The 20,065-nt window shown below is 54.1% G+C and carries 18 protein-coding genes; 10 read left to right on the top strand and 8 right to left on the bottom strand.

The genetic code is table 11. The features are described from left to right. Positions 1-17 precede the first annotated feature (17 nt). A complete protein-coding gene (locus L103DPR2_RS08375) occupies positions 18-1,418 on the bottom strand; it encodes a M20 family metallopeptidase (protein ID WP_055360671.1) in 1,401 nt (466 codons plus the stop codon). Positions 1,419-1,602: 184 nt separating this feature from the next. Between L103DPR2_RS08375 and L103DPR2_RS08370 the strand changes: the two genes are divergently transcribed. Next, positions 1,603-2,133, top strand: coding sequence for a cupin domain-containing protein (locus L103DPR2_RS08370; RefSeq protein WP_055360670.1), 531 nt, complete (start codon positions 1,603-1,605; stop codon positions 2,131-2,133). 1 nt (position 2,134) lies between these two features. On the opposite strand, the gene L103DPR2_RS08365 is transcribed toward L103DPR2_RS08370, so the two are convergent. Then, positions 2,135-3,076, bottom strand: coding sequence for a Bug family tripartite tricarboxylate transporter substrate binding protein (locus L103DPR2_RS08365; protein ID WP_231717721.1), 942 nt, complete (start codon positions 3,074-3,076; stop codon positions 2,135-2,137). A 241-nt stretch (positions 3,077-3,317) separates the two neighbouring features. Between L103DPR2_RS08365 and selD the strand changes: the two genes are divergently transcribed. From selD to L103DPR2_RS08335, 6 genes are all read left to right on the top strand, one after another. Continuing rightward, positions 3,318-4,391, top strand: coding sequence for a selenide, water dikinase SelD (gene selD, locus L103DPR2_RS08360; protein ID WP_055360668.1), 1,074 nt, complete (start codon positions 3,318-3,320; stop codon positions 4,389-4,391). After that, positions 4,388-5,464: a tRNA 2-selenouridine(34) synthase MnmH gene (gene mnmH / locus L103DPR2_RS08355; protein ID WP_055360667.1), complete on the top strand. Its 1,077-nt coding sequence runs from the start codon at positions 4,388-4,390 to the stop codon at positions 5,462-5,464. Before selD ends, mnmH begins: the two co-directional genes overlap by 4 nt. Before the next feature lie 22 nt (positions 5,465-5,486). Beyond that, positions 5,487-6,020, top strand: a complete 534-nt coding sequence (locus L103DPR2_RS08350) for a TlpA family protein disulfide reductase (protein WP_055360666.1) — start codon at positions 5,487-5,489, stop codon at positions 6,018-6,020. Positions 6,021-6,156: 136 nt separating this feature from the next. After that, positions 6,157-7,281 (top strand): transglutaminase-like domain-containing protein, encoded by a 1,125-nt coding sequence (locus L103DPR2_RS08345; RefSeq protein WP_055360665.1) that lies wholly within the window; start codon positions 6,157-6,159, stop codon positions 7,279-7,281. 150 nt (positions 7,282-7,431) lie between these two features. Continuing rightward, complete coding sequence (locus tag L103DPR2_RS08340; protein WP_055360664.1) at positions 7,432-7,662, top strand: hypothetical protein; 231 nt, start codon at positions 7,432-7,434, stop codon at positions 7,660-7,662. 163 nt (positions 7,663-7,825) lie between these two features. Further along, positions 7,826-9,043 carry an MFS transporter gene (locus tag L103DPR2_RS08335; protein ID WP_055360663.1) on the top strand — a complete coding sequence of 406 codons (1,218 nt, stop codon included), beginning with the start codon at positions 7,826-7,828 and terminating at the stop codon, positions 9,041-9,043. A 6-nt stretch (positions 9,044-9,049) separates the two neighbouring features. Here L103DPR2_RS08335 and L103DPR2_RS08330 read toward each other — a convergent pair whose 3' ends face one another. Beyond that, on the bottom strand, positions 9,050-10,372 hold the full coding sequence (locus tag L103DPR2_RS08330) for a sulfatase family protein (protein WP_055360662.1): 1,323 nt from the start codon (positions 10,370-10,372) through the stop codon (positions 9,050-9,052). 146 nt (positions 10,373-10,518) lie between these two features. On the opposite strand from L103DPR2_RS08330, the gene L103DPR2_RS08325 reads away from it, so the two are divergent. Next, the gene (locus L103DPR2_RS08325; protein ID WP_055360661.1) at positions 10,519-11,496 is read left to right on the top strand and encodes a Bug family tripartite tricarboxylate transporter substrate binding protein; all 978 of its coding nucleotides are present in this window, start codon (positions 10,519-10,521) and stop codon (positions 11,494-11,496) included. 13 nt (positions 11,497-11,509) lie between these two features. Here L103DPR2_RS08325 and L103DPR2_RS08320 read toward each other — a convergent pair whose 3' ends face one another. From L103DPR2_RS08320 to L103DPR2_RS08310, 3 genes are all read right to left on the bottom strand, one after another. Then, positions 11,510-12,499: a DUF1775 domain-containing protein gene (locus tag L103DPR2_RS08320; RefSeq protein ID WP_055360660.1), complete on the bottom strand. Its 990-nt coding sequence runs from the start codon at positions 12,497-12,499 to the stop codon at positions 11,510-11,512. Positions 12,500-12,511: 12 nt separating this feature from the next. Continuing rightward, a complete protein-coding gene (locus L103DPR2_RS08315) occupies positions 12,512-14,815 on the bottom strand; it encodes a TonB-dependent receptor (RefSeq protein WP_055360659.1) in 2,304 nt (767 codons plus the stop codon). A 136-nt stretch (positions 14,816-14,951) separates the two neighbouring features. Next, positions 14,952-15,332 carry a DUF2946 family protein gene (locus L103DPR2_RS08310; RefSeq protein ID WP_055360658.1) on the bottom strand — a complete coding sequence of 127 codons (381 nt, stop codon included), beginning with the start codon at positions 15,330-15,332 and terminating at the stop codon, positions 14,952-14,954. Between the two features lie 23 nt (positions 15,333-15,355). Here L103DPR2_RS08310 and purT point away from each other — a divergent pair, with 23 nt between their 5' ends. Then, positions 15,356-16,495, top strand: coding sequence for a formate-dependent phosphoribosylglycinamide formyltransferase (gene purT / locus L103DPR2_RS08305; protein WP_055360657.1), 1,140 nt, complete (start codon positions 15,356-15,358; stop codon positions 16,493-16,495). 4 nt (positions 16,496-16,499) lie between these two features. Here the strand turns inward: purT and L103DPR2_RS08300 are convergent, their stop codons facing one another. Beyond that, a complete protein-coding gene (locus L103DPR2_RS08300) occupies positions 16,500-17,135 on the bottom strand; it encodes an NAD(P)H-dependent oxidoreductase (RefSeq protein WP_055360656.1) in 636 nt (211 codons plus the stop codon). A gap of 126 nt (positions 17,136-17,261) precedes the next feature. Here L103DPR2_RS08300 and L103DPR2_RS08295 point away from each other — a divergent pair, with 126 nt between their 5' ends. Then, positions 17,262-18,458, top strand: a complete 1,197-nt coding sequence (locus tag L103DPR2_RS08295) for an MFS transporter (protein WP_055360655.1) — start codon at positions 17,262-17,264, stop codon at positions 18,456-18,458. Here the strand turns inward: L103DPR2_RS08295 and L103DPR2_RS08290 are convergent. Continuing rightward, complete coding sequence (locus L103DPR2_RS08290) at positions 18,439-20,046, bottom strand: GMC family oxidoreductase (protein ID WP_055360654.1); 1,608 nt, start codon at positions 20,044-20,046, stop codon at positions 18,439-18,441. The two genes, L103DPR2_RS08295 and L103DPR2_RS08290, sit on opposite strands and share 20 nt — an antisense overlap. Positions 20,047-20,065: the final 19 nt, after the last annotated feature.

Raw genomic sequence — 20,065 nt, 5'->3', positions numbered from 1 at the left:
GGTGTCCTTTGAGCGGTTCAAGCCTTGGAGGCAACGTAAGGTGTCTGTGCGGTACCCAAGTCCCAATACAGACCTGTCATCACCTGCAAAGCTTCTTTGAGCAGCTCTGGTGGCAAGTGCTCATTGGGCGCATGCTGAGAACAGCCTGGATAAGAATGGGGCACCCAAATGGTTTTCAAGCCCAACACGTCGGTGAAGATGTCATTGGGCAAAGATCCGCCCAAATTGGGCAAGATGGCCGGTTTTTTCTGGGTGGTGCTTTGCAAGGAGTTTGCAGCCCAGGTGACCCAGGCGTCATCGGGGTCAATGCGCGTTGCCTTGAAAATTTCGTCGCGGGCGGCCGCAATTTGCACATAGCCAAAGCCATGACTGTCCAAGTGTCTGCGCAAAGCGCCCAAGATGTCTGAGCTGTCGATGCCCACCACAAAGCGCAACTGGCATGTCGCCTTGGCTCTGGGCGGAATGGCATTCACGGGGTTTTCGGGGTTGCCTGTTTTGAATGCCAGCACTTCAAACGAGCACCAACCAAAGACTCGCTCTGCGGGGCTTAAGCCAGGTTGTCCCCAATCGGGTTCAATTTGAGGGCCATTGGGCCCGCCGTCAACTTCGCAATCAGCCAACACCCGGCGCACGGCATCTGGCAAAGCCTTAGGGCGCCATTCCGGTACTTTGATCTCGCCATGGTCTGTCACCAAGCTGGCAATGGCATGGGCCAATTGAATACCGGGATTGGAGATCAAGCCGCCCCAATTGCCTGAGTGATGCGCCCCCGAACGCGATTCAATGCTCAGCTCAAAATTGATACTGCCTCTGGAGCCTAGAAAGATGGTGGGACGTTCCGCTCGCAAACGTGGCCCGTCTGATGCAATCAGCAAATCGGCTTTGAGCAAGTCGGCGTGTTCTGCACAAACCTCCTTCAGGCCAGGTGAGCCCGTCTCCTCGCCCATCTCGATGATGAATTTGGCATTGAAGCCCAAGTGGCCTCGCTCTGCCAAAACACAGGCCATGGCTTGCAGGTTGACCGAGTGTTGGCCCTTGTTATCGGCAATACCGCGGCCATACCAACGGCCCTCCAATTCGGTCAAGTCCCAAGGCGTCACGCCTTCACGCCACTCGGTCTCGAGGCCGCGTATGACATCGCCATGGCCATAGCCCAGAACCGTGGGCAACTGGGCCCCCTCGATGCGCTGTGCAAACAAAAATGGCGCCTTGGCTTTGGAATGCTCTATCAAGCGGCACTCAAACCCCATGGCTTCAAGCGCTGGTCGAATTTCCTCTTGCAAGTAAGCTGGCAACTCAGCCGCTCTGGCGGGGTTTTGACTCTCTGTAGGACGCTGAATGCGGCGTTGAAGGGTCGCCTTGAAAGATCCGTCGTCAAATGCGGTGGTTGCACGTTGCAGGGCTGCCTGTCGGGTCATGGTGATCTGTGATGGACTGCTAAAAACATCAGACTACCTCAATTTGAACAACTGAGAATCCAGAGGCTGTACAAACACGCAACACTTGAAGCAAAATTGAGCCAAATTCTCACACCACAAGTCACAACAATTGGTTATTCAACCTATAGTTGAATAACAAGTAGTTTAAAAACAGGTAGTTTATATGAGCCATCATCATCACGACGATCAAAAACCCCATTCCCACGGCCATTCTTATGAACATGAGCACAGCCATGCACCATGGAAACATAACGGCGTGCGTGTGGTGCCCGGCAATCAATTGGACGGCAATGTACCCTCCACACCCGGTATGGACCGAAAAGCCGCGATCAATTTCGCGCGCGTGGGCGCTGAAAAGTTGTGGGCCGGCACAGTCACCATCCACGCCAACGCCAAAACTGGCGCCCACCATCACGGCCATTTAGAGAGTGTGATTTACGTCATCAAGGGCCGTGCACGCATGCGCTGGGGCGACCAACTGGAATTCACAGCAGAAGCAGGACCTGGTGACTTCATTTATGTGCCACCCTACGTGCCGCACCAAGAAATCAACGCCAGCCCCACTGAAGTTTTGGAATGCGTTTTATGCCGAAGCGATGGCCAAGCTGTGTCCATCAACCTGGACATCGAGCCCGTCGAAAAACCAGAGCAAGTTTTGTGGATCGACCCCACACACCCCAGCGGCGGTGTTTGAATCAATCCAATTTGGCGCCTGAATCCTTGACGATCTTGGCCCAACGCACCAAATCGCTTTTCACAATTTGGGCCAATTGATCCCCAGTGCCTTTGAAAGGCTCGCAGCCCAAGGTGGCCAAACGGTCTTGAACGTCTTTGGCATCCAAAGCTTTGGCCACATCGTTTTGAATTTGGAGCAAGATATTTTTAGGCGTGCCCGCAGGCGCAAACATGCCATACCAAGGCGTCGCACCAAACCCTGGCACCGTCTCCCCAATGGTGGGTGAATCGGGCAAGGCTGCCAAGCGTTTTTCATTCACAACGCCCAACACTTTGAGCTTTCCGGCGCGAATGAAGGCGATCGATGAAGGCATGCTTTGGACAGACAATGGCACTTGTCCACCTACCACATCGGTGGCCGCTGCAGCTGCTGCTTTGTAGGGAATGTGCAGCAATTGAATATCGGTCGCCTTCTGAAGCATTTCCCCAATCAAATGGTTCAAAGTGCCATTGCCCGCAGACGCAATAGACAAGGTGCCTGGCTTTGATTTGGCCAAGGCAATCAGCTCGGCCACATTATTGGCAGGCAAGGCAGGGTTGGCCACCAACACATAGCCCGCTTTGGCCAGAGGCGCCACAGGATCGAAGTCTTTGACGGAGTCAAAACCCGTTTTGGCGTACAAAAATGGATTGATTACCTGCGCACTGTCTGCATTGACCAGCAAGGTGTAGCCGTCGTTTTTGGCTTTGGCCGTATAGGCAGTGCCCACATTGCCACCTGCTCCCGGGCGATTCTCCACAATGACAGACTGCCCCCACTGCTCTGACAACTTTTGCGCCACAACCCTGGCAATCGCATCGTTGGCACCGCCAGCAGCTTGGGGCACCACCAATGTCACTTGGCGAGAAGGAAACTTTTCATCGGCATGGCTGATGCCTGTGAGGCAGATGGCCAGCGCCATCAACGTTGATTTCAAGGGGGTCAACAGCTTGTTTTGCATGGCACTTCACCTTACGTTTGGGTACTCACATGCGGCATCTCGGTGCACCGACACTGTGCTGAAGACCATTGTTCCGAGAAAACGAGCGAACTCCAAGTCGGGTTTGCCATAATCAAGCGCATCGAATGGCTTACAGCCTAAGCTCAAAGACTTTTCAAAGACTTCTCAAAACCGTCTCAACGACCCCTTACTGACTGTCAGCATGACCCAAGATTTCAAAGCCAGCCCTCGTTTGACCAGCCTGTCTCATGGCGGGGGTTGCGGCTGCAAAATTGCACCCGGCGTTTTGAGCGAAATTCTGCGCTCCACGACAGCCATGCCCTTGCCTCCCGAATTGCTGGTGGGCATTGAAACGGCTGACGATGCCGCCGTTTACAAGCTGAACGACAGCCAAGCCCTTGTGGCCACCACCGACTTCTTCATGCCCATCGTCGACGACCCCTTTGAGTTTGGTCGCATTGCAGCCACCAACGCCATCTCCGATGTGTACGCCATGGGCGCACAACCGATCATGGCCTTGGCCCTGGTGGGCATGCCTGTCAATGTGCTGCCATTGAGCGTGATTGGCCAAATTTTGGACGGCGGACAAAGCGTTTGCAGAGCTGCAGGCATTCCGATTGCTGGCGGACACACGATTGACTCAGTTGAACCTATTTATGGCTTGGTCGCTTTGGGCCTGGCCCACCCCGATCACATCAAGCGCAATGCCGATGCCAAAGTGGGTGATGTGCTGGTCTTGGGCAAACCGATTGGCGTGGGCATTTTGTCTGCCGCTCTCAAAAAAGAAATGCTGCCAGACGAAGGCTACAAAGCCATGATCGACAACACCACAAAGCTCAATACAGCGGGCCCCGACCTGGCCAAACTCAAAGGCGTTCATGCCTTGACCGACATCACTGGCTTTGGCTTGGCAGGCCACTTACTGGAAATGGCGCGCGGTGCCAAATGCACTGTTCAATTAGATTGGGACAAAGTGCCATTGCTGCCAGGCGTTAAAGCATTGGCTGCGCAAGCTTGCATCACTGGAGCATCCGGTCGCAACTGGCAAGGGTACGGTGCTGAAGTGGCACTGCCCGCCAACTTTGCGTCGGTCGACCAAAGCTTGATCACCGACCCCCAAACCAGTGGTGGCTTGTTGGTCTCTTGCGCGCCGACTGAAGTGGCCAACGTCATGGCCACATTCAAAGCGCATGGTTTTGATCATGCCGCGGTGATCGGTCAAATCTGCGCGCCAGAATCACATGCCTTGCGCGTCACACAGGCAGGTGCTGCGTGAGCGTTCATCCCGTCAGCGCGCAAGAAGCCATGTTGCGCATGGCCACACCCATTGGCACGCCCGGTGGTTACAGTGCCATCATCGATGCACGCACCGAAGATGAGTTTGCGCTTGACCATTTGCCGGGTGCCGTGAACTGGCCCTCACTGGACAACGAACAGCGCATCACCATTGGTACCTTGTACAAACAAGTGAACCCGTTCGAAGCCAAGAAACGTGGCGCCGCATTGGTGGCTGCCAACATTGCAAAACACATTGAGCGCCATGTGATTGACCTGCCACGCGATTGGCAACCCTTGGTGTACTGCTGGCGCGGCGGCAAACGCAGTGGCTCTCTGGCGTTAATTTTGGGCCAAATTGGTTTCAAAGTGTCCATCATTGAGGGTGGCTACAAAGCATTTCGCAGCCAAGTGATAGAGGCCATCCCGCCCTTGGCGCAGCGGCTTCAGTGGCGCGTTATCTGCGGCCCAACGGGCGCTGGCAAAACACGCTTGTTGCACTGCTTGCGCGAGCAAGGTGCACAGGTTTTGGACTTAGAAGGTTTGGCAAATCACCGAAGTTCCGTTCTGGGAATCATTCCAGGCCAAGCACAGCCCAGTCAAAAACACTTTGATACCTTGCTCTGGAACGAGCTTCGCCAATTTGACACACTCAAGCCTGTTTACATTGAATCTGAAAGCCGCAAAGTGGGCAATTTGGCGGTGCCAGAGTCTTTGATCTTGGCGATGCGCGCCAGTCCCTGCTACCAGTTGGAATTGCCCGAGGACGAGCGTGTGCAATTGTTGTTGGAAGACTATGACTTCTTTGTCAAAGACCCCGACTTGTTTTGCAAACGCCTGGATGCGCTGGTGGCCATTCGCGGCAAACAGGTGGTGGACGAATGGCAACGCTTGATCCACTTAGGCGAGATCAATACGGTGGTGCGTGAACTCCTCACCACCCATTACGACCCAACCTACTATGCCTCCATGAAACGCAACTTTGACCAAATCGACCAAGCCCAAGTCATCGCTGCGCCCGATCGTTCGCATCAAAGCATGACCGTCTTGGCCAAAGCTTTGGCCTTGACTTGAGTTCAAGCAAAAAAGCTTCCTCATGCAACGCTCTGCGTCTTTCATCATGTTGTACAAAGTCATTCTGAATTTGCTTTTGGCTGGGTTTTTATCAAACCTGAATTTCGCCTATGCACAGTATGAAAAAACACCCTGGACTGGCACCCCCAAACTACTGAGTGGCGCTTTCAAAGACAGCTCGGGCCAAGCTGTGACTGCAGAATCGCTGAAGGGCAAAAAGGTGGTCATGAACTTTTGGGCCACATGGTGTGCACCTTGCAAAGAAGAGCTGCCCACTTTGCAAGTGTTCTCTGATTTGCAAGATCCCAGCAAAACAGTCATCCTCACGGTCAACGTGAAAGAGCCGCCTAGCCGTGCTTTGCGCTTCATGCAAAACAACCAAATCACCCTGCCCTTGATTCCCGATCCCCAAGGCGAATGGGCCAAACACTTTGGCGTCAAAGTCTTTCCCACCACCCTGCTGGTGGCACCGTCTGGGCAAATACAGTGGCGCATTGTGGGTGAAGTGGATTGGTCAGCTCAAACGCCGCAATCTTGGCTCGATAGCCTGCGATAATCAGAAGGTTGCGAAACGCTTTTGTGGCGCAATGACCTGCCTTCGGGGCATTGTCTGAAATTGCGCGAGATGCTGTCGTGCAAGACACAGGCTCTTATGTGCCGACAGGTCTAACCTTCATTTCGGAGATCTCTTAATGACCCCCGCTCGTCGCTCCCTTCTTCAGGGCGCTGCGTCCCTTGGCGCACTCTCCTTGGCGCCTTGGTCCACAGCAACCGCACAAACAGCGCAAACTGCTGCTCGCACGTTCTCACCACAGCCTGGTGACTGGTGCACCTTTGAAGTTACCACCCGCGTGGACATTCCCAAAGCCAACGGCGTCACACGCGTTTGGTTGCCAGTGCCCAGTGTCAACTCATCTTGGCAAAAATCAGAAGCTAGTTCATTCACCAGCAACGGCATCACCCGCATGCGCAGCGATGGTTTGCAAGGTGTGCAATTTTTATACGCAGAGTTTGCCGCCAACATCGAAAAGCCTTACGTCGAAATCACCAGCCGTGTTCAAACGCAAAGTCGTGCACCGATTGCAAAAGGTCAAGCGGCCGCTCCAGCAGAGGACGCCGCAACACTGCAGTACTTCACACGCGCAACGCACTTGCTGCCGACTGACGGCATTGTGAAAACAACGGCGCAAAAAGCCATTCAAGGTGCTAGCACCGATCTCGAAAAAGTTCGCGCCATCTACGATTGGGTGGTCGCCAATGCATGGCGCGAACCCAAAGTTAGGGGTTGTGGCGAAGGCGATATCAAAACCATGCTGGAAACAGGCAACTTGGGCGGCAAGTGTGCCGACATCAACGCGCTGTTTGTGGGCTTGTGCCGCTCTGTGGGAATTCCTGCACGCGATGTTTACGGCATTCGCTTGGTGCCCTCGGCCTTTGGTTACAAAGAACTCTCAGGCAATCCGGCCAGCCTCAAAGGTGCGCAGCACTGCCGCGCGGAAGCCTATGTCAAAGGACAGGGCTGGATGGCCATGGACCCTGCCGATGTGGCCAAGGTGATGCGACTTGAAACGGCCGAATGGCTCAAATCCACTGACCACCCCGTGGTCAAGCCTGTTTACAACACCTTGTTTGGTGGCTGGGAAGGCAACTGGATGGCCTACAACACGGCGCACGATTTGACATTGCCCCAAAGCAAAGGCGATCGCATTGGCTTCTTCATGTACCCCACTGCAGAAAATGACGAAGGTCGTTTTGACTCCTACGCACCTGATGATTTCAAATATCAAATCACGGCCAAAGAGTTGAAAGCGACTTAAGCCTCACGGCAAAGTGCGCCGATATCAACGCCGATACATGTTGAAAGTTGACAAAAATAATTAAATATTTCAGTCAACAAGCGTGTCTTCCCTGCCGTTGAATGATCACTCCCGATCGGTGGAGTTTTCAAACAACATGAAGGAAACATCATGACTAAACTTCTCGCAACATTGATCATTGGCGCATTCTCTGCCGCAGCATTTGCAACCACACCTGCCACGCCTGCAGCGCCCGCAACACCTGCTGCTCCCGTCAAAGCGGAAGCCAAAGTAGATGCCAAGGCTGTCGCTAAAACAGAAGTCAAAGCTGAAGCAAAACCTGAAGCCAAGAAAGCAGACAAAGCAGCCAAAGAAGTTGCCAAAGACGCCGCCAAGAAATAATCATTTCATCGGCATGAACCTTCATTGAGCGGCTGCTCAATGAGACCTCCACAGAGCCCTCTTCAACAGGGGCTCTGTTTCTGTTTGAGGCGCACAAAAGTCATGCACGGCAGAAAAACGGATGATCGAATAAGATAACCCGTCTTTTCCATTCGAAGTTTGTATGTCTTTATTCCCCAGCATGAACCACCGCGGTGTGTGGTTCACCACCCTCATGGCTTCGGCTATCCTCATGATCACCATGGGTACGCGTCAGTCGATGGGGCTTTACGTGGGGCCACTCAACACGGACACCGGTTTGGGCATTGTCACCATCAGCCTGGCCATGGCCGTTGCACAATTTGTCTGGGGCGCCATTCAACCCTTTGCAGGTGCATTGGCCGACAAGTATGGCCCGCGTCCTGTCTTGCTTTATGGCTTGTTGATCTTGGTCATCGGATCAGCCCTGACGCCCTTCGTCACCAGCGGCCTCGGCTTGATCTTGACGCTGGGCATCCTCACAGCCATAGGCTCTGGCGCATGCAGCTTTTCAGTTTTACTGGGTGCCGCAGCACAACGCATGCCCACAGAGTCACGCGGCGTGGCATCAGGCATCATCAATGCAGGTGGCTCCTTTGGCCAGTTCGTCTTTGCGCCCATCATTCAAAAGCTCATTCAATGGATTGGGTGGATGGGTTCAATGTGGTCCATGGCCGCTGTGGCTTTGCTGGCCATTCCTCTGTTGAACCGCTTAACTAGCGAGACACACGCACCCGCCAAAGCACCCGACCCCGAGGGTGGACTTAAAAAGGCTGTGCAAGACGCACTGAAATCACCCAGCTATTTGCTTTTGCACCTTGGTTTTTTCACTTGTGGCTTTCACATTGCATTCCTGGTAACGCATTTACCCACTGAAGTGGGTCTGTGCGGCTTGAGTCCAACTGTGGCCAGTTGGTCCTTGGCCATCATTGGACTGGCCAACATTGCCGGCAGTTTGTTCGCAGGCTCTTGCATCAATGCCTATCGCAGCAAATACATTTTGGCCATCATGTACAGCTCGCGTGCCGTTTTCGTGTTGCTGTATCTGCTCGCCCCCAAAACCGATTGGACTTTTTATGTCTTCGCCGTGGGTCTGGGCTTTACTTGGTTGGCCACGGTACCCCCCACAGCGTCATTGGTGGGCAAACTCTTTGGGGTTCGCTACTTGGCCACGCTGTTTGGTCTTACCTTGCTGTCACACCAAGTGGGTGGATTCCTTGGCGCCTATCTTGGCGGCTTGGCCCTCACCATGAATGGCGACTACCAGTGGATGTGGTATGCCGACATTGCCCTGTCTGCGATGGCCGGCGTGATCAACTTGCCCATCAAAGAAGCTCCCATCGCCAAATTGCAAGCGGCTTAAACGGCTTTACCGCTGCGGCATGTCTTTGGTAGAGAAGCCCAAGCTGATGGTGGCATCTTCTGGAATGGGTGGCATGGTGTCATGCCATGCTTCCCACTGCGCTTTCATGGCCGCCAATCGATCAGGCTCTTGCTTGGCCAAATTGGCGCGCTCCCGGGCATCTTGAACGATGTTGAACAGATAGTCGGTGCCGTCCACACGCAAATACTTCCAATCACCTGCGCGCAAAGCACGTTGACCTCTGTGATTCATGCGCCAGTACATGGGGCGATCGAATGTGGCATCGGGCGACTTCAGAATGGGTGCCAAAGAAACCCCATCAAATGGATACTCTGGGTGGGCATGGCCACCGCCCAGCTCAACCATCGTGGCTGACCAGTCCATGGTCATGCAGTGCTGATCCGTGATACGGCCTGGCTGCACTATGCCTTGAGGCCAGTGCGCAATCCATGGCACGCGAATGCCCCCTTCTGTCAGGTCCATTTTGCCGCCCACCAAGGGCCAGTTGTCGCTGAAACGTTCACCACCGTTGTCACTGGTGAACACAATCAAGGTGTTGTCGAGTTGTCCTGCTTCCTTGAGCGCATCCACCACCCAACCAATGCCCTCGTCCATGTGGTGAATCATGCGATGGTAGGTGTGAATGTTGCCACCTTGCAAATGGAAAATATTGTCCTTGATGCGATCGGCCAAGGCATGGTCTTCACGCGTCTCCCAAGGCCAATGCGGGGCGGTGTAGTGCATGCTCAAGAAAAAGGGCTGATCGGGCGTGGCCGTCATGCGCTTCACAAAGTCGACGGATTTGCGAGAAATTAAATCAGTCAAATAGCCTTCGTGGGGCTGCGTTTCTTCACCCACCCACAAATCATGATCACCTGTTGAGGCGCAATGTGTAAAGTAATCGACACCGCCAGCCATCGGTCCAAAAAATTCGTCATAGCCTGAGCGCAAGGGACCAAACGCAGGCGGATATCCCAGGTGCCACTTGCCAATCAAGGCGGTGCGATAGCCCTGCGCTTTGAGCAAGGACGGCAAGGTGGGATGGCTGGTGGGCAAGCCCAAGGTGGTACTGGTTTTGGCTTTGCTGTTGATGGGCTCTTCTGCGGCGCCGCGCAAGCGGTATTGGTACCGCGCAGTCATTAAGCCAAACCGCGTAGGCGAACACACGGGTGAATTGGAATAACCATCGCTAAAGCGAAGGCCATTGGCCGCCAATGCGTCAATGACAGGCGAGACTTTGCCGAACTTGGCATCCCGGCCGCCATAACATCCCAAATCGGCAAAACCCAAGTCATCGGCCACGATGAAGATGATGTTCGGACGCTGCATGATTTTTTCCTACTCAAGCAAAAGAGAGATTTTCACACGGTTCTGCCCTCTCATGGTTGTACCCGTTGACAAGGGTTTTCTGCCTTTTAAACTGAATTCAAACGCTCATCCAAGAGCCACCTTCACAACCGCACATTGGACACCTCATGAAAATTCGCACCAGTTTTTGGCTTGCTTGCCTGGCTTGTCTAGCTTGGACAGGCCTGGCCTTGAATGCCAACGCACAATCGTTTCCACAAAAGAGCATTCAAGTGGTGGTGCCCGTCGCCGCAGGTGGCGGCACTGATTTGTTGGCGCGCAATTTAAGTCAGCGCGTCAGTGAAATTCTGGGGCAGCCTTTGGTGGTCGACAACAAGCTAGGTGCAGGCGGCAACATTGGCGTGGAGTACGTCATGAAATCCAAACCCGATGGCTACACCCTCTTGGTGAGCCCCGCTACCATTGCCACCAACGTGGCCGTCTATCGCAAACTTCCTTACGACCTGATCAAAGACCTGCAGGCCATTACCTTGATCGGTCAAACCGGCGTGGTACTGGTCGTGCACCCATCCGTCAAAGTCAACAACCTCAAAGAATTCATTGAATTGATGAAGGCCAAAAACGGCGACATGAATTACGGCTCAGCGGGCATGGGCAGTCCGCAGCACTTGCAGGCTGAGTTCTTCAACCAGTTGGTGGGCCTGAAGTCCAATCACATTCCCTACAAGGGCCAAGCCCAAGCCATGAACGATTTGATTGGCGGCCAATTGCAATACATGTTCAGCCCCATACAAAATGCCTTGCCTCAAATTCAGCAAGGCCGCCTGAAAGCGTTGGCGGTGGCCTCTGCAACGCGACACAAAGCCATGCCACAAGTGCCGACCCTCAATGAACAAGGCTACCAAGGCGTGGAACTCACCAATTGGTTTGCGGTCTATGCCCCCATCAACACGCCGCCCGCCGTTGTGAAAAAACTCAACGCCGCTTTCATTCAAGCGGGCAAGGAGCCCAAGATGAAAGAGAAGCTGGACACACTCGGCTTCGAAAGCTTTTTCACCACTTCTGAAGAGGCCACCGATTTCATGCGCTCAGAAATTGTTCGGTGGGCCCGGGTGGCTGCATACGCAGGCATCAAGGCCGAGTGAGTCCCTTGGCCATTCAATGGTGATGCTGATGCCCGCCAGCTGCGGGTGCGCCTGCCGCAGGCATTGAAGGCATGGCGGCGTCCAGCGTCAGATCAATCTGAAACTTGGCGCCCTTGCCGTCCTGAAACTTCAGCGTGACAGGCACTTTGGCGCCCTTTTCTAAAGGTGACTTCAAGTCCATCAACATCAAATGAAAGCCACCCGGCTTTAACTCAACCACCTTACCGGCTGGCAAATCCAAAAAGGGAATGGGTGCCATTTTCATGACGTTGCCTTCCATTTTCATTTCATGAATTTCAGCCACGCCAGCAATGGGCGTGCTGACGCTCAAGAGCTTGCTGTTTTCTTTGGCCACCAACTTCAAGAATGCACCCGTGGCTTTTTGACCCGTGACAGTAGGCCTCACCCAAGCGTCCGAGACGGCGACATTGGCGTTGCCCGCAGGGGCTCCTGCCGTGCCTTCCGCTTTCAAAGTCAGCAAGGCCGCAGGGTATTTCATGCCCTTTGTCGATGTGCCTGTTGCAGGAATCTCGGCCCAATCGTTCTGACCTTTCTCGCAAGTTTGCAAAACACGCAACCACACAGGACCGGCCTTTTCAGGCAATTTGGTCATGAAGGCGAACTCGTCCGAAGTGCCATCTGGCAATGAGGCCTCCTTGCTGCTGGCAACCCATTCCAACTCCACCAAATCCTCTGTCACTGTTTTGCCCTGACTTTGGTAAGGCTCTGCCAATTTGCCTTTCTTCATTTTGATCACCCAACCATTCTTGGGCTGGGCTTTGAAGGCTTCAAAACCAGAGGGAACATAAACTTTGACGCCCGTGGTGGCCGAGCCCTCGCAGCCATGGCCAATGCGCACAGCCCCTTTGTAGTAACTGCCTGCCAAAGCGGATGGCTCGGTGAGCACTGCGTGCGCATGAACGCTGGTTGGCAAGGCAACTGTTGCTAGCGTAGCAGCGCCAAAAAACGCAATTTTGTGAGAGATGTTCGAAAAGTGTGTCATGTTGTTCTAGCCTTATTGGATGTCGTATTTAATTTCAGCGTGCAAGGTACGCTGTGTGTAAGGATGGAAATTCCAGTACTTGTCGTTGTTGAGATTATCGATGCCCACGGCCAGGCTTGTTTGCGCATCGTATTTGTAACGAAGGCGTGCATCCACCGTGAAGAATTTGCTCACACCCATGTAGGTGAAACCATTGACATCGGCATTGTTCAGCGTACGGTACTGCGGGCCACTGTAACGTGCTGCCAAGGTACCGGTCCAAGCAGGCGACATGCGATACGTGGCCACAGCCGTGGCACGCCAACGCGGAATGTTCGGCTGCTGTTTACCCAAAGTGTCACCCGCAACAGCCACAAAGCCAGCGTTCTCTTTGATGATGGAGTCGGTGTAGGTGGCACTGCCCGCCAGGTCCAAGCCTTGGAGGCCCAGATCTTTCGCAGTCATCGATGTTTCTAAACCTTGCGTTGCAATGCGGCCTACATTTTGAACGCGTGAGATGCTGGCATTGGCAACAGGGTCAAAGATGCTCTGGGAGAACAAACCGTCATGCGTAGACTCTTGGAAATAAGTCAATCGCCAGTTGGCTTTTTGCCATTCTTTTTCGTAGCTGAGTTCGGTCGTCAATGTACGCTCTGGCTTCAAAGCAGGGTCATTGATATAGCGCGAGTTGGTGGTAGAAGTTGCACCATACAACTCAAACACCGTGGGCATGCGAACAGCACGGCCCGCAGATGCTTTGATGACGCTGTCGGGCGTTAGTTGAAAGGCCAAGGCCGCTTTAGGCGACACAAAATTTTCTTCGCGATTGGCCCAAACTTGGTTGTAGCCGTTGGCCGCAATCTGCGTTGTGCCTTTGCTGGCACGCCAAGTTTCTGAGCGCAAGCCCAACACACTCGTCCAACCCGGAGCTATGCGCCATGTGTCTTGCGCGTAGAGGCTTTGAGTTTGTGTTTGTCCGCACACAAAACTCGACTTGGCACCGGCTGCATCGGTGGTCCAATTGACAGCGATGTTGGAGGTCAAATAGTTCAATGTGTAATTGTCTGATTGGTAACCGAAGTCAAGCACATGCGCGCCCTTCAAGCCCATGGGGCGCCATGTACCTCGCAAGGCCAAGTTGTTCCAACCTGTACCGGCGCCATCGGCCAATGTGCCAGCGCCACCCGTTAACGCAGATGGCAAGGTGGCCGTGGCTGCGTTCTGACGTTTTTGATCTTTGTTGTAATCGTACAAGCTGCCCGCAATTTCCCAATCAAATTCGCCCTTGGTGTTGGACTTCAAAGACACGCCATGCATAAAGTGGGTGATGCTTTCGTTGGTGAGCGGAAAGTCACCACCCGTGAGCGCTGCATATTGCTTGCTATTGATCACAATGGGTCCACTGGTCACAGGTGCGCCCGTCGCTGCATTGGTGAGGTAAGACACAGGGCGGCCTTCAGAAAAGTTTTGCCAAGTGCCCAAGGTGTAAGTGGCGCGCAAAGTACTTGAAACGTCGTAGGCCACTTTGATCTTGGCGTGGTCTTGTTGGGTGCTGTATTGCGTGCCGAAACCAATGTAGTAGATGTCTGCATTGGCCGTATTTTTATCGGCCAACCAGCCGTTGACTGCCACGCCATTGGTGGGCGTTGTGCCTGTACTCACGGTGCGTGTGGCAAAGGTCAAAGGCTGACCGGAACTGTTGGTGTGATTCAGGTTAATGAACCATGACCAGTCGCCATTTTTATTCCCCATCGATGCACTCGATTGCCATGCACGGTAACGCGTATCAGTGTTGTACAACTGAAAGCCTTGGTTTGAATAACCCACTTTGACATGCGCTTCAAAACTTGTTGGCATGCGCGTTACAAAGTCCACCACCGCACCCACCGAGTTGCCAGGATACGCGGCAGAAAACGGGCCGTACATCACATCCACGCGCTCAATTTCTTCAGGCGTGACCATGCCCCAACGCGGTGGGAAACTCAGGCCACTGATGCTGTTGCCCAAGTAATTGGACAGCAAGATGCCGTCCGCATAGACCGCTGATCGTGCGGGATTGCCCGTACCCGAAGCGCGGCTGGACAAAATGGCGTGGTTGTAATCGCCTTCATAGCGCTTGCGGACCAGCAAGCTTGGGAAATACTTCAATGCATCTTCACTGTCCGTGGCATTGATTTTCTCTTGCACTTCAGAGCCCTTGATGCTTTCCATCGTGGTGGGAATGTGCGTTGGCAACGACGAAGGACGACCTGATTTAATGGTCACCACGCCCACTTCTTTCACGGGCTGCTGTTCTTGGGCCATCACGGCGCTTGAAAAGGCCACAGACAAAGCCATGACCAGAGGTTTCACCTCAAATCTTGATACTGAATTCACTTTGAATTTCCAAAAAATAAACAAGGCGATGCACAACCCCTTGGGGGTGTACAGCCAACAAAGTCAACGCATGCGCGCGTTGATCCGTGGGTTGATTTCAGGAAATAGAAGGCGGGCCGCGTGACGGCAGAGGGGGCGCCGTGACCGACGCAATGTGCGCTGCGGCAAGCGGCCGTAGGGCATGCGCTAGAGCGCTGGGTTTTTCAAATGCAAGGGAATCAGTGTGCAGTGGGATGACAACGGCCGCACACAAGGGGCAGTCCATGCTGGTAGTGGCCTGTGTGTCTGTCCCCTCTTCACCCACGGCCACCATTTTCATGCCGCCCATGCCGCTACACACCATTTGCGTCTCTGTGGGGTGCACGATTGGCGCGGCAATGGCCGCACCAATGAACAAAGCAAACCATACCAGCACCAGGCGGGCGATGAATTTGTGGGTTTGCGCGTTGAACATGTGGCGTATTATCGCTGAAGCCATTCCATCCTTCAGCTTCTCGCATTATGAAAAAAATACTCCTTTTGGGCTCAGGCGAACTGGGCAAAGAATTCGTCATCAGTGCCAAACGTTTGGGCTGCCATGTCATTGCCTGTGACAGTTATGCCGGCGCACCCGCCATGCAAGTGGCCGATGAATGTGAAGTGTTCAGCATGCTGGACGAAGCGCCCTTGCGCGCCGCCATTGCCAAACACCAACCCGATTTGATCGTGCCCGAGATTGAAGCCATCCGCACCGAGGTGTTGTTGGACGTTGAAAAAGAAGGCTTCGAGGTGATCCCCAGTGCACGCGCAGCCAACCTCACCATGAACCGCGATCGCATTCGCGATGTGGCGGTGGGTTTGGGCGTTCGCACGGCCAAATTCAACTACGCCGAATCCAGTGAAGAACTGCTTGCTCAGGCCAAAGCCATTGGTTTTCCGGTGGTCATCAAACCTGTCATGAGTTCATCGGGCAAGGGGCAAAGCGTTGCCAAAACCGAAGCCGACATTCAAGCCAGCTGGGACTATGCGTGCGCCGGCATGCGCGGTGATCGCAAAAAAGTCATCGTTGAAGAGTTCATCAACTTTGAGTTTGAAATCACCCTCCTCACCATTCGGCAACGCAATGGCCAAACTTTGTTCTGCCTGCCCATTGGCCATGTGCAAGAACGCGGTGATTACCAATACAGCTGGCAACCACAGGCCATGGCGCCTGATTATTTAAAAGCAGCTCAAGAGATGGCCGAAAAAGTCACCGCAGATTTAGGCGGTGCCGGCTTGTTTGGTGTGGAGTTTTTTGTCACTGCCAAAGAAGTCATCTTCAGCGAACTGAGCCCCCGTCCGCATGACACCGGCATGGTGACCTTGATCAGCCAAAATCTCAGTGAATTTGATTTGCACGCTCGCGCAGTGTTGGGTTTGCCCATTCCTGTGATTGAGTGCGTGGAAGGTGCCAGTGCCGTGGTACTGGCCGACCGTGAAGGCAAGAACCCCAGTTACGCGGGTGTGTCGGCTGCTTTACAAGAACCTGGCGTGGATGTCCGCATTTTCGGTAAACCGACCACGCGTCCTTTTAGGCGCATGGCGGTGGCCTTGGCCAAGGGCGATAAAGCCTTAGAGCGCGCTCGCGCAGCAGCCTCCAAAATCAGCGTGCACGTGTCTTAAGGATTTACTTCACTTCAGTGATGAACTTGTCGTTGGTGCGACGCACCTTCTTCATGTTGACCAACCAGTCTTTGTCGGCTTCGCGGTAGCCCAAAGGCAAGATAACTGTGCTGCGCAATCCACGTGCAGCCAAGCCCAAGATTTCATCCACAGCAGCGGGATTGAAACCTTCCATGGGCGTCGCGTCGACTTCTTGCTCGGCTGCAGCGATCAAGGCTGTGCCCAACGCAATGTAAGACTGCTTGGCGGCGTGTTGGAAGTTCACCTCGGGGCCTTTGGCTGGATAGTTGGCCAGCAACATCTTGCGATAGTTCTCAGCACCTTCGTTCACAAAGCCGCGCACTTCATTGTTGTAGTCAAACATCATGTTGATGCGCTCGGCGGTGTAATCGTTCCAAGCGGCAAACACCAAAAGGTGTGAACCTTCTGTGATTTGCGCTTGGTTGTTGGCAGCCGCTTGAATCTTGGCGCGAACTTCAGGATTGGTCACCACGAACACTTCGTAAGGTTGCAGACCACTGGAAGTGGCTGTCAGGCGAATGGCTTCCAAAATGCGTTGCACTTTGGCTTCGGGCACGGACTTGGTAGGGTCCATTTTTTTGGTGGCATAACGCCAGTTCAGGGCTTGCAGCAAATCCATTTGGGAATGTCCATCTAAATAAAAACAAGGCTTGAGTTTAAACGCCTTGGTGCATTTATTCAGGCGCAACGCGATTAAGTCTCACATGCGCCCAAACGGCTCGATTCGAACAGTTAGGATTGGCGCATGTCCAATTGGCTCCCTCTTCTCGCTACGCTGTCCATCCAAGCCATGGTGGCCATGGCCCTGCTCACCCTGCCGGTGATGGCCCCTGTGGCCGCCAAATCCTTGAGTGTGTCGCCTGCGCTGGTGGGCGTCTACGTGGCCATCACCTACGCGGGCGCTATGTTTGCCAGCCTGACCTCGGGCACCACTGTCAGCAGGCTGGGACCCATCAGGGTGAGTCAATGGGGCCTGATGCTTTGTGCCACAGGCCTATGTCTGTGCGCTGTACCTTGGTTGCCCGCCATTGGCTTAGGTGCCCTCATGATTGGGTTGGGCTATGGGCCCATCACACCGGCCAGCTCGCAAATTTTGGCCAGGACCACACCGCCTTCCCAAATGGCTTTGGTGTTTTCAATCAAACAAACTGGCGTGCCCGTGGGCGCCATGTTGGCCGGCGCCATCGTGCCCTCCCTCATGCTGCGCATTGATTGGCAATGGAGCTTGGTGGCGGTCGCCTTGGCTTGCGTGGCAAGTGCCGTCATGTCGCAACCCATGCGAGAAGGCATGGACGATCTGCGGCAACCGCAACTGCCATTTCAAATGGGCACCCTCACCACGCCCCTGCGCATGGTGCTGGGTCATCGCGCACTGAGCACCATGGCTGCGTGCTCTTTCATCTTCTCCATGGTGCAAATGTCCTTGACCACTTACTTGGTGACCTATCTGCACGATGACTTGGCCTATGGCATGGTCAGCGCAGGTTTGCTCTTGTCTGTGACGCAAATGGGCGGCATTGGTGGACGGATTGCATGGGGTGTGGTGGCCGATCGTTGGATGGGGGCTCAAAAAACATTGGCCTTGTTGGCGTGCTTGATGGCTTTGAGCGCACTGGCAACCGCATTGCTGTTGCCCATCATGCCCGTTTGGGGCATTTGGGCCATCTTGTTGGTGTTTGGCGCATCGGCCATTGGCTGGAACGGGGTGTACTTGGCCGAAGTGGCCAGACAAGCCCCTGAAGGCAAGGCCAGTGTGGCCACAGGCGGCACCCTCGCCTTTACTTTTTTGGGCGTGGTGATTGGTCCGCCCCTGTTTGGCGCTTTGTCCTCTGCTTTTGGCACCTACCGTGCAGGCTTCTTGGCCTTGGTGGTGACTTCCAGCTTGTGCGCTTGGGTGCTTTACCGGTTAAAGCCTAGTGCGGTTATGCCTGCGCCCGAATAAAGTCGACACCCTTTTCTGCAATCATGATGGTGGGCGCATTGGTATTGCCCGACACCAAATGCGGCATGACCGACGCATCAATCACACGCAGACCCTGAAGGCCATGCACGCGCAACTCTGAATCAACCACCGCCAAGGGGTCATGGGATGGGCCCATTTTGCAAGTGCCCACAGGGTGATATTCGGTATCGGAGTGATCTCTTAAAAAGTTTTCAACCTGCGCTGGATTGTTGGCGTCAAAGGGGTAAAGCATTTCACCTCGGTAGGCAGCCAAGCCATCAGATTGCATGATGCGCAAGCCCATTTGGGTGGCCGACATCATGGTCTGCAAATCTTCTTTTTCTTTAAAGAAGGCCGGATCGATCAAGGGCTTGTCCATAGGATCATGGCTGGCCAAGGTGACACTGCCACGGCTTTTGGGTCGCATCAAGGTGACATGCAAGGTGTAGCCATGACCCCAATGCATTTTGCGGGCGTGATCGTCCACAATGCCGGTGCACAGAGCCAATTGAATGTTGGGGTAATCGGTGTTGCCTTCGGTCGACACAAAGCCTTGCGTCTCGGACACATTGGAAGTGATCCAGCCTGTGCGTTTGTCACGCCACTCCAGCATGGCCTTGATCATGTTCCAAGTGCCCTTCAAAGAAAATCCCATGGCGTCGTTGATTTTGTGCGTTTTGTAAATCAACACCGTGGTGACATGGTCTTGTAAATTCTGACCCACGCCTGGCAACTCGTGCACCAACGGAATGCCCATGTCTTGCAGATGCAATGCAGGCCCAATGCCAGACAACATCAGCAACTGCGGTGTGCCAAACGCACCGCCCGACAAAACAACTTCTTTGCGCGCACGCACTTCATGTGACACGCCATTGACCATGTAGCGAACACCCACTGCACGCTTGCCTTCCATCATCACTTGCGTGGCATGTGCATGCGAGATGACGTGCAAATTATCTTGATGGCGATGCGGATCGAGGTAAGCCCTTGCGGCATTCCAACGTTCGCCGCCCTTTTGTGTCACCTGGCCTGGCGACACCCCAAATTGACGCTCGCCGTTGTAGTCTGGATTGAAAGGAATGCCTTGCTCTTGGCAGGCTTGGATGAAAGCTTGGTTGACAGGACTGGGGCTGCGCAAATAACTGACGTTCAAGGGCCCGCCAACACCGCGGTAGTCATTGGCACCAAAGCATTCATTGTTCTCTGATTTTTTAAAGTACGGCAAGACATCTTGGTACGACCATCCCGAATTGCCCAAGGCCGACCAATTGTTGTAGTCGTGCGCATTGCCACGGGTGTACACCATGGCATTGACCGAAGAACTTCCGCCCATCACTTTGCCGCGTGGCTGAAATCCTTTGCGGCCCTTAAAGCCAGCTTGCGGAATGGTGTTGTAACCCCAGCTGTTGATGTTCAAGGATGCAGTGGCCGCAAAGCCCAAAGGCGCACGCACAAACACCGAGTCATCGGGGCCACCCGCCTCCAGCACGCACACTGTCAGCTTCGCATCTTCACTCAGCCGGCCTGCCACACAGCAGCCCGCTGAACCACCGCCCACCACCACATAATCAAATTCGGATTGCGACATGAGATGCCCTTTTGCGTGT

This window comes from Limnohabitans sp. 103DPR2 (assembly GCF_001412575.1).
Taxonomy (GTDB): Bacteria; Pseudomonadota; Gammaproteobacteria; order Burkholderiales; family Burkholderiaceae_C; genus Limnohabitans_A.
The sequence above is the reverse complement of the archived record's forward strand: the minus strand, read 5'-3'. Positions and strand labels throughout refer to the sequence as shown.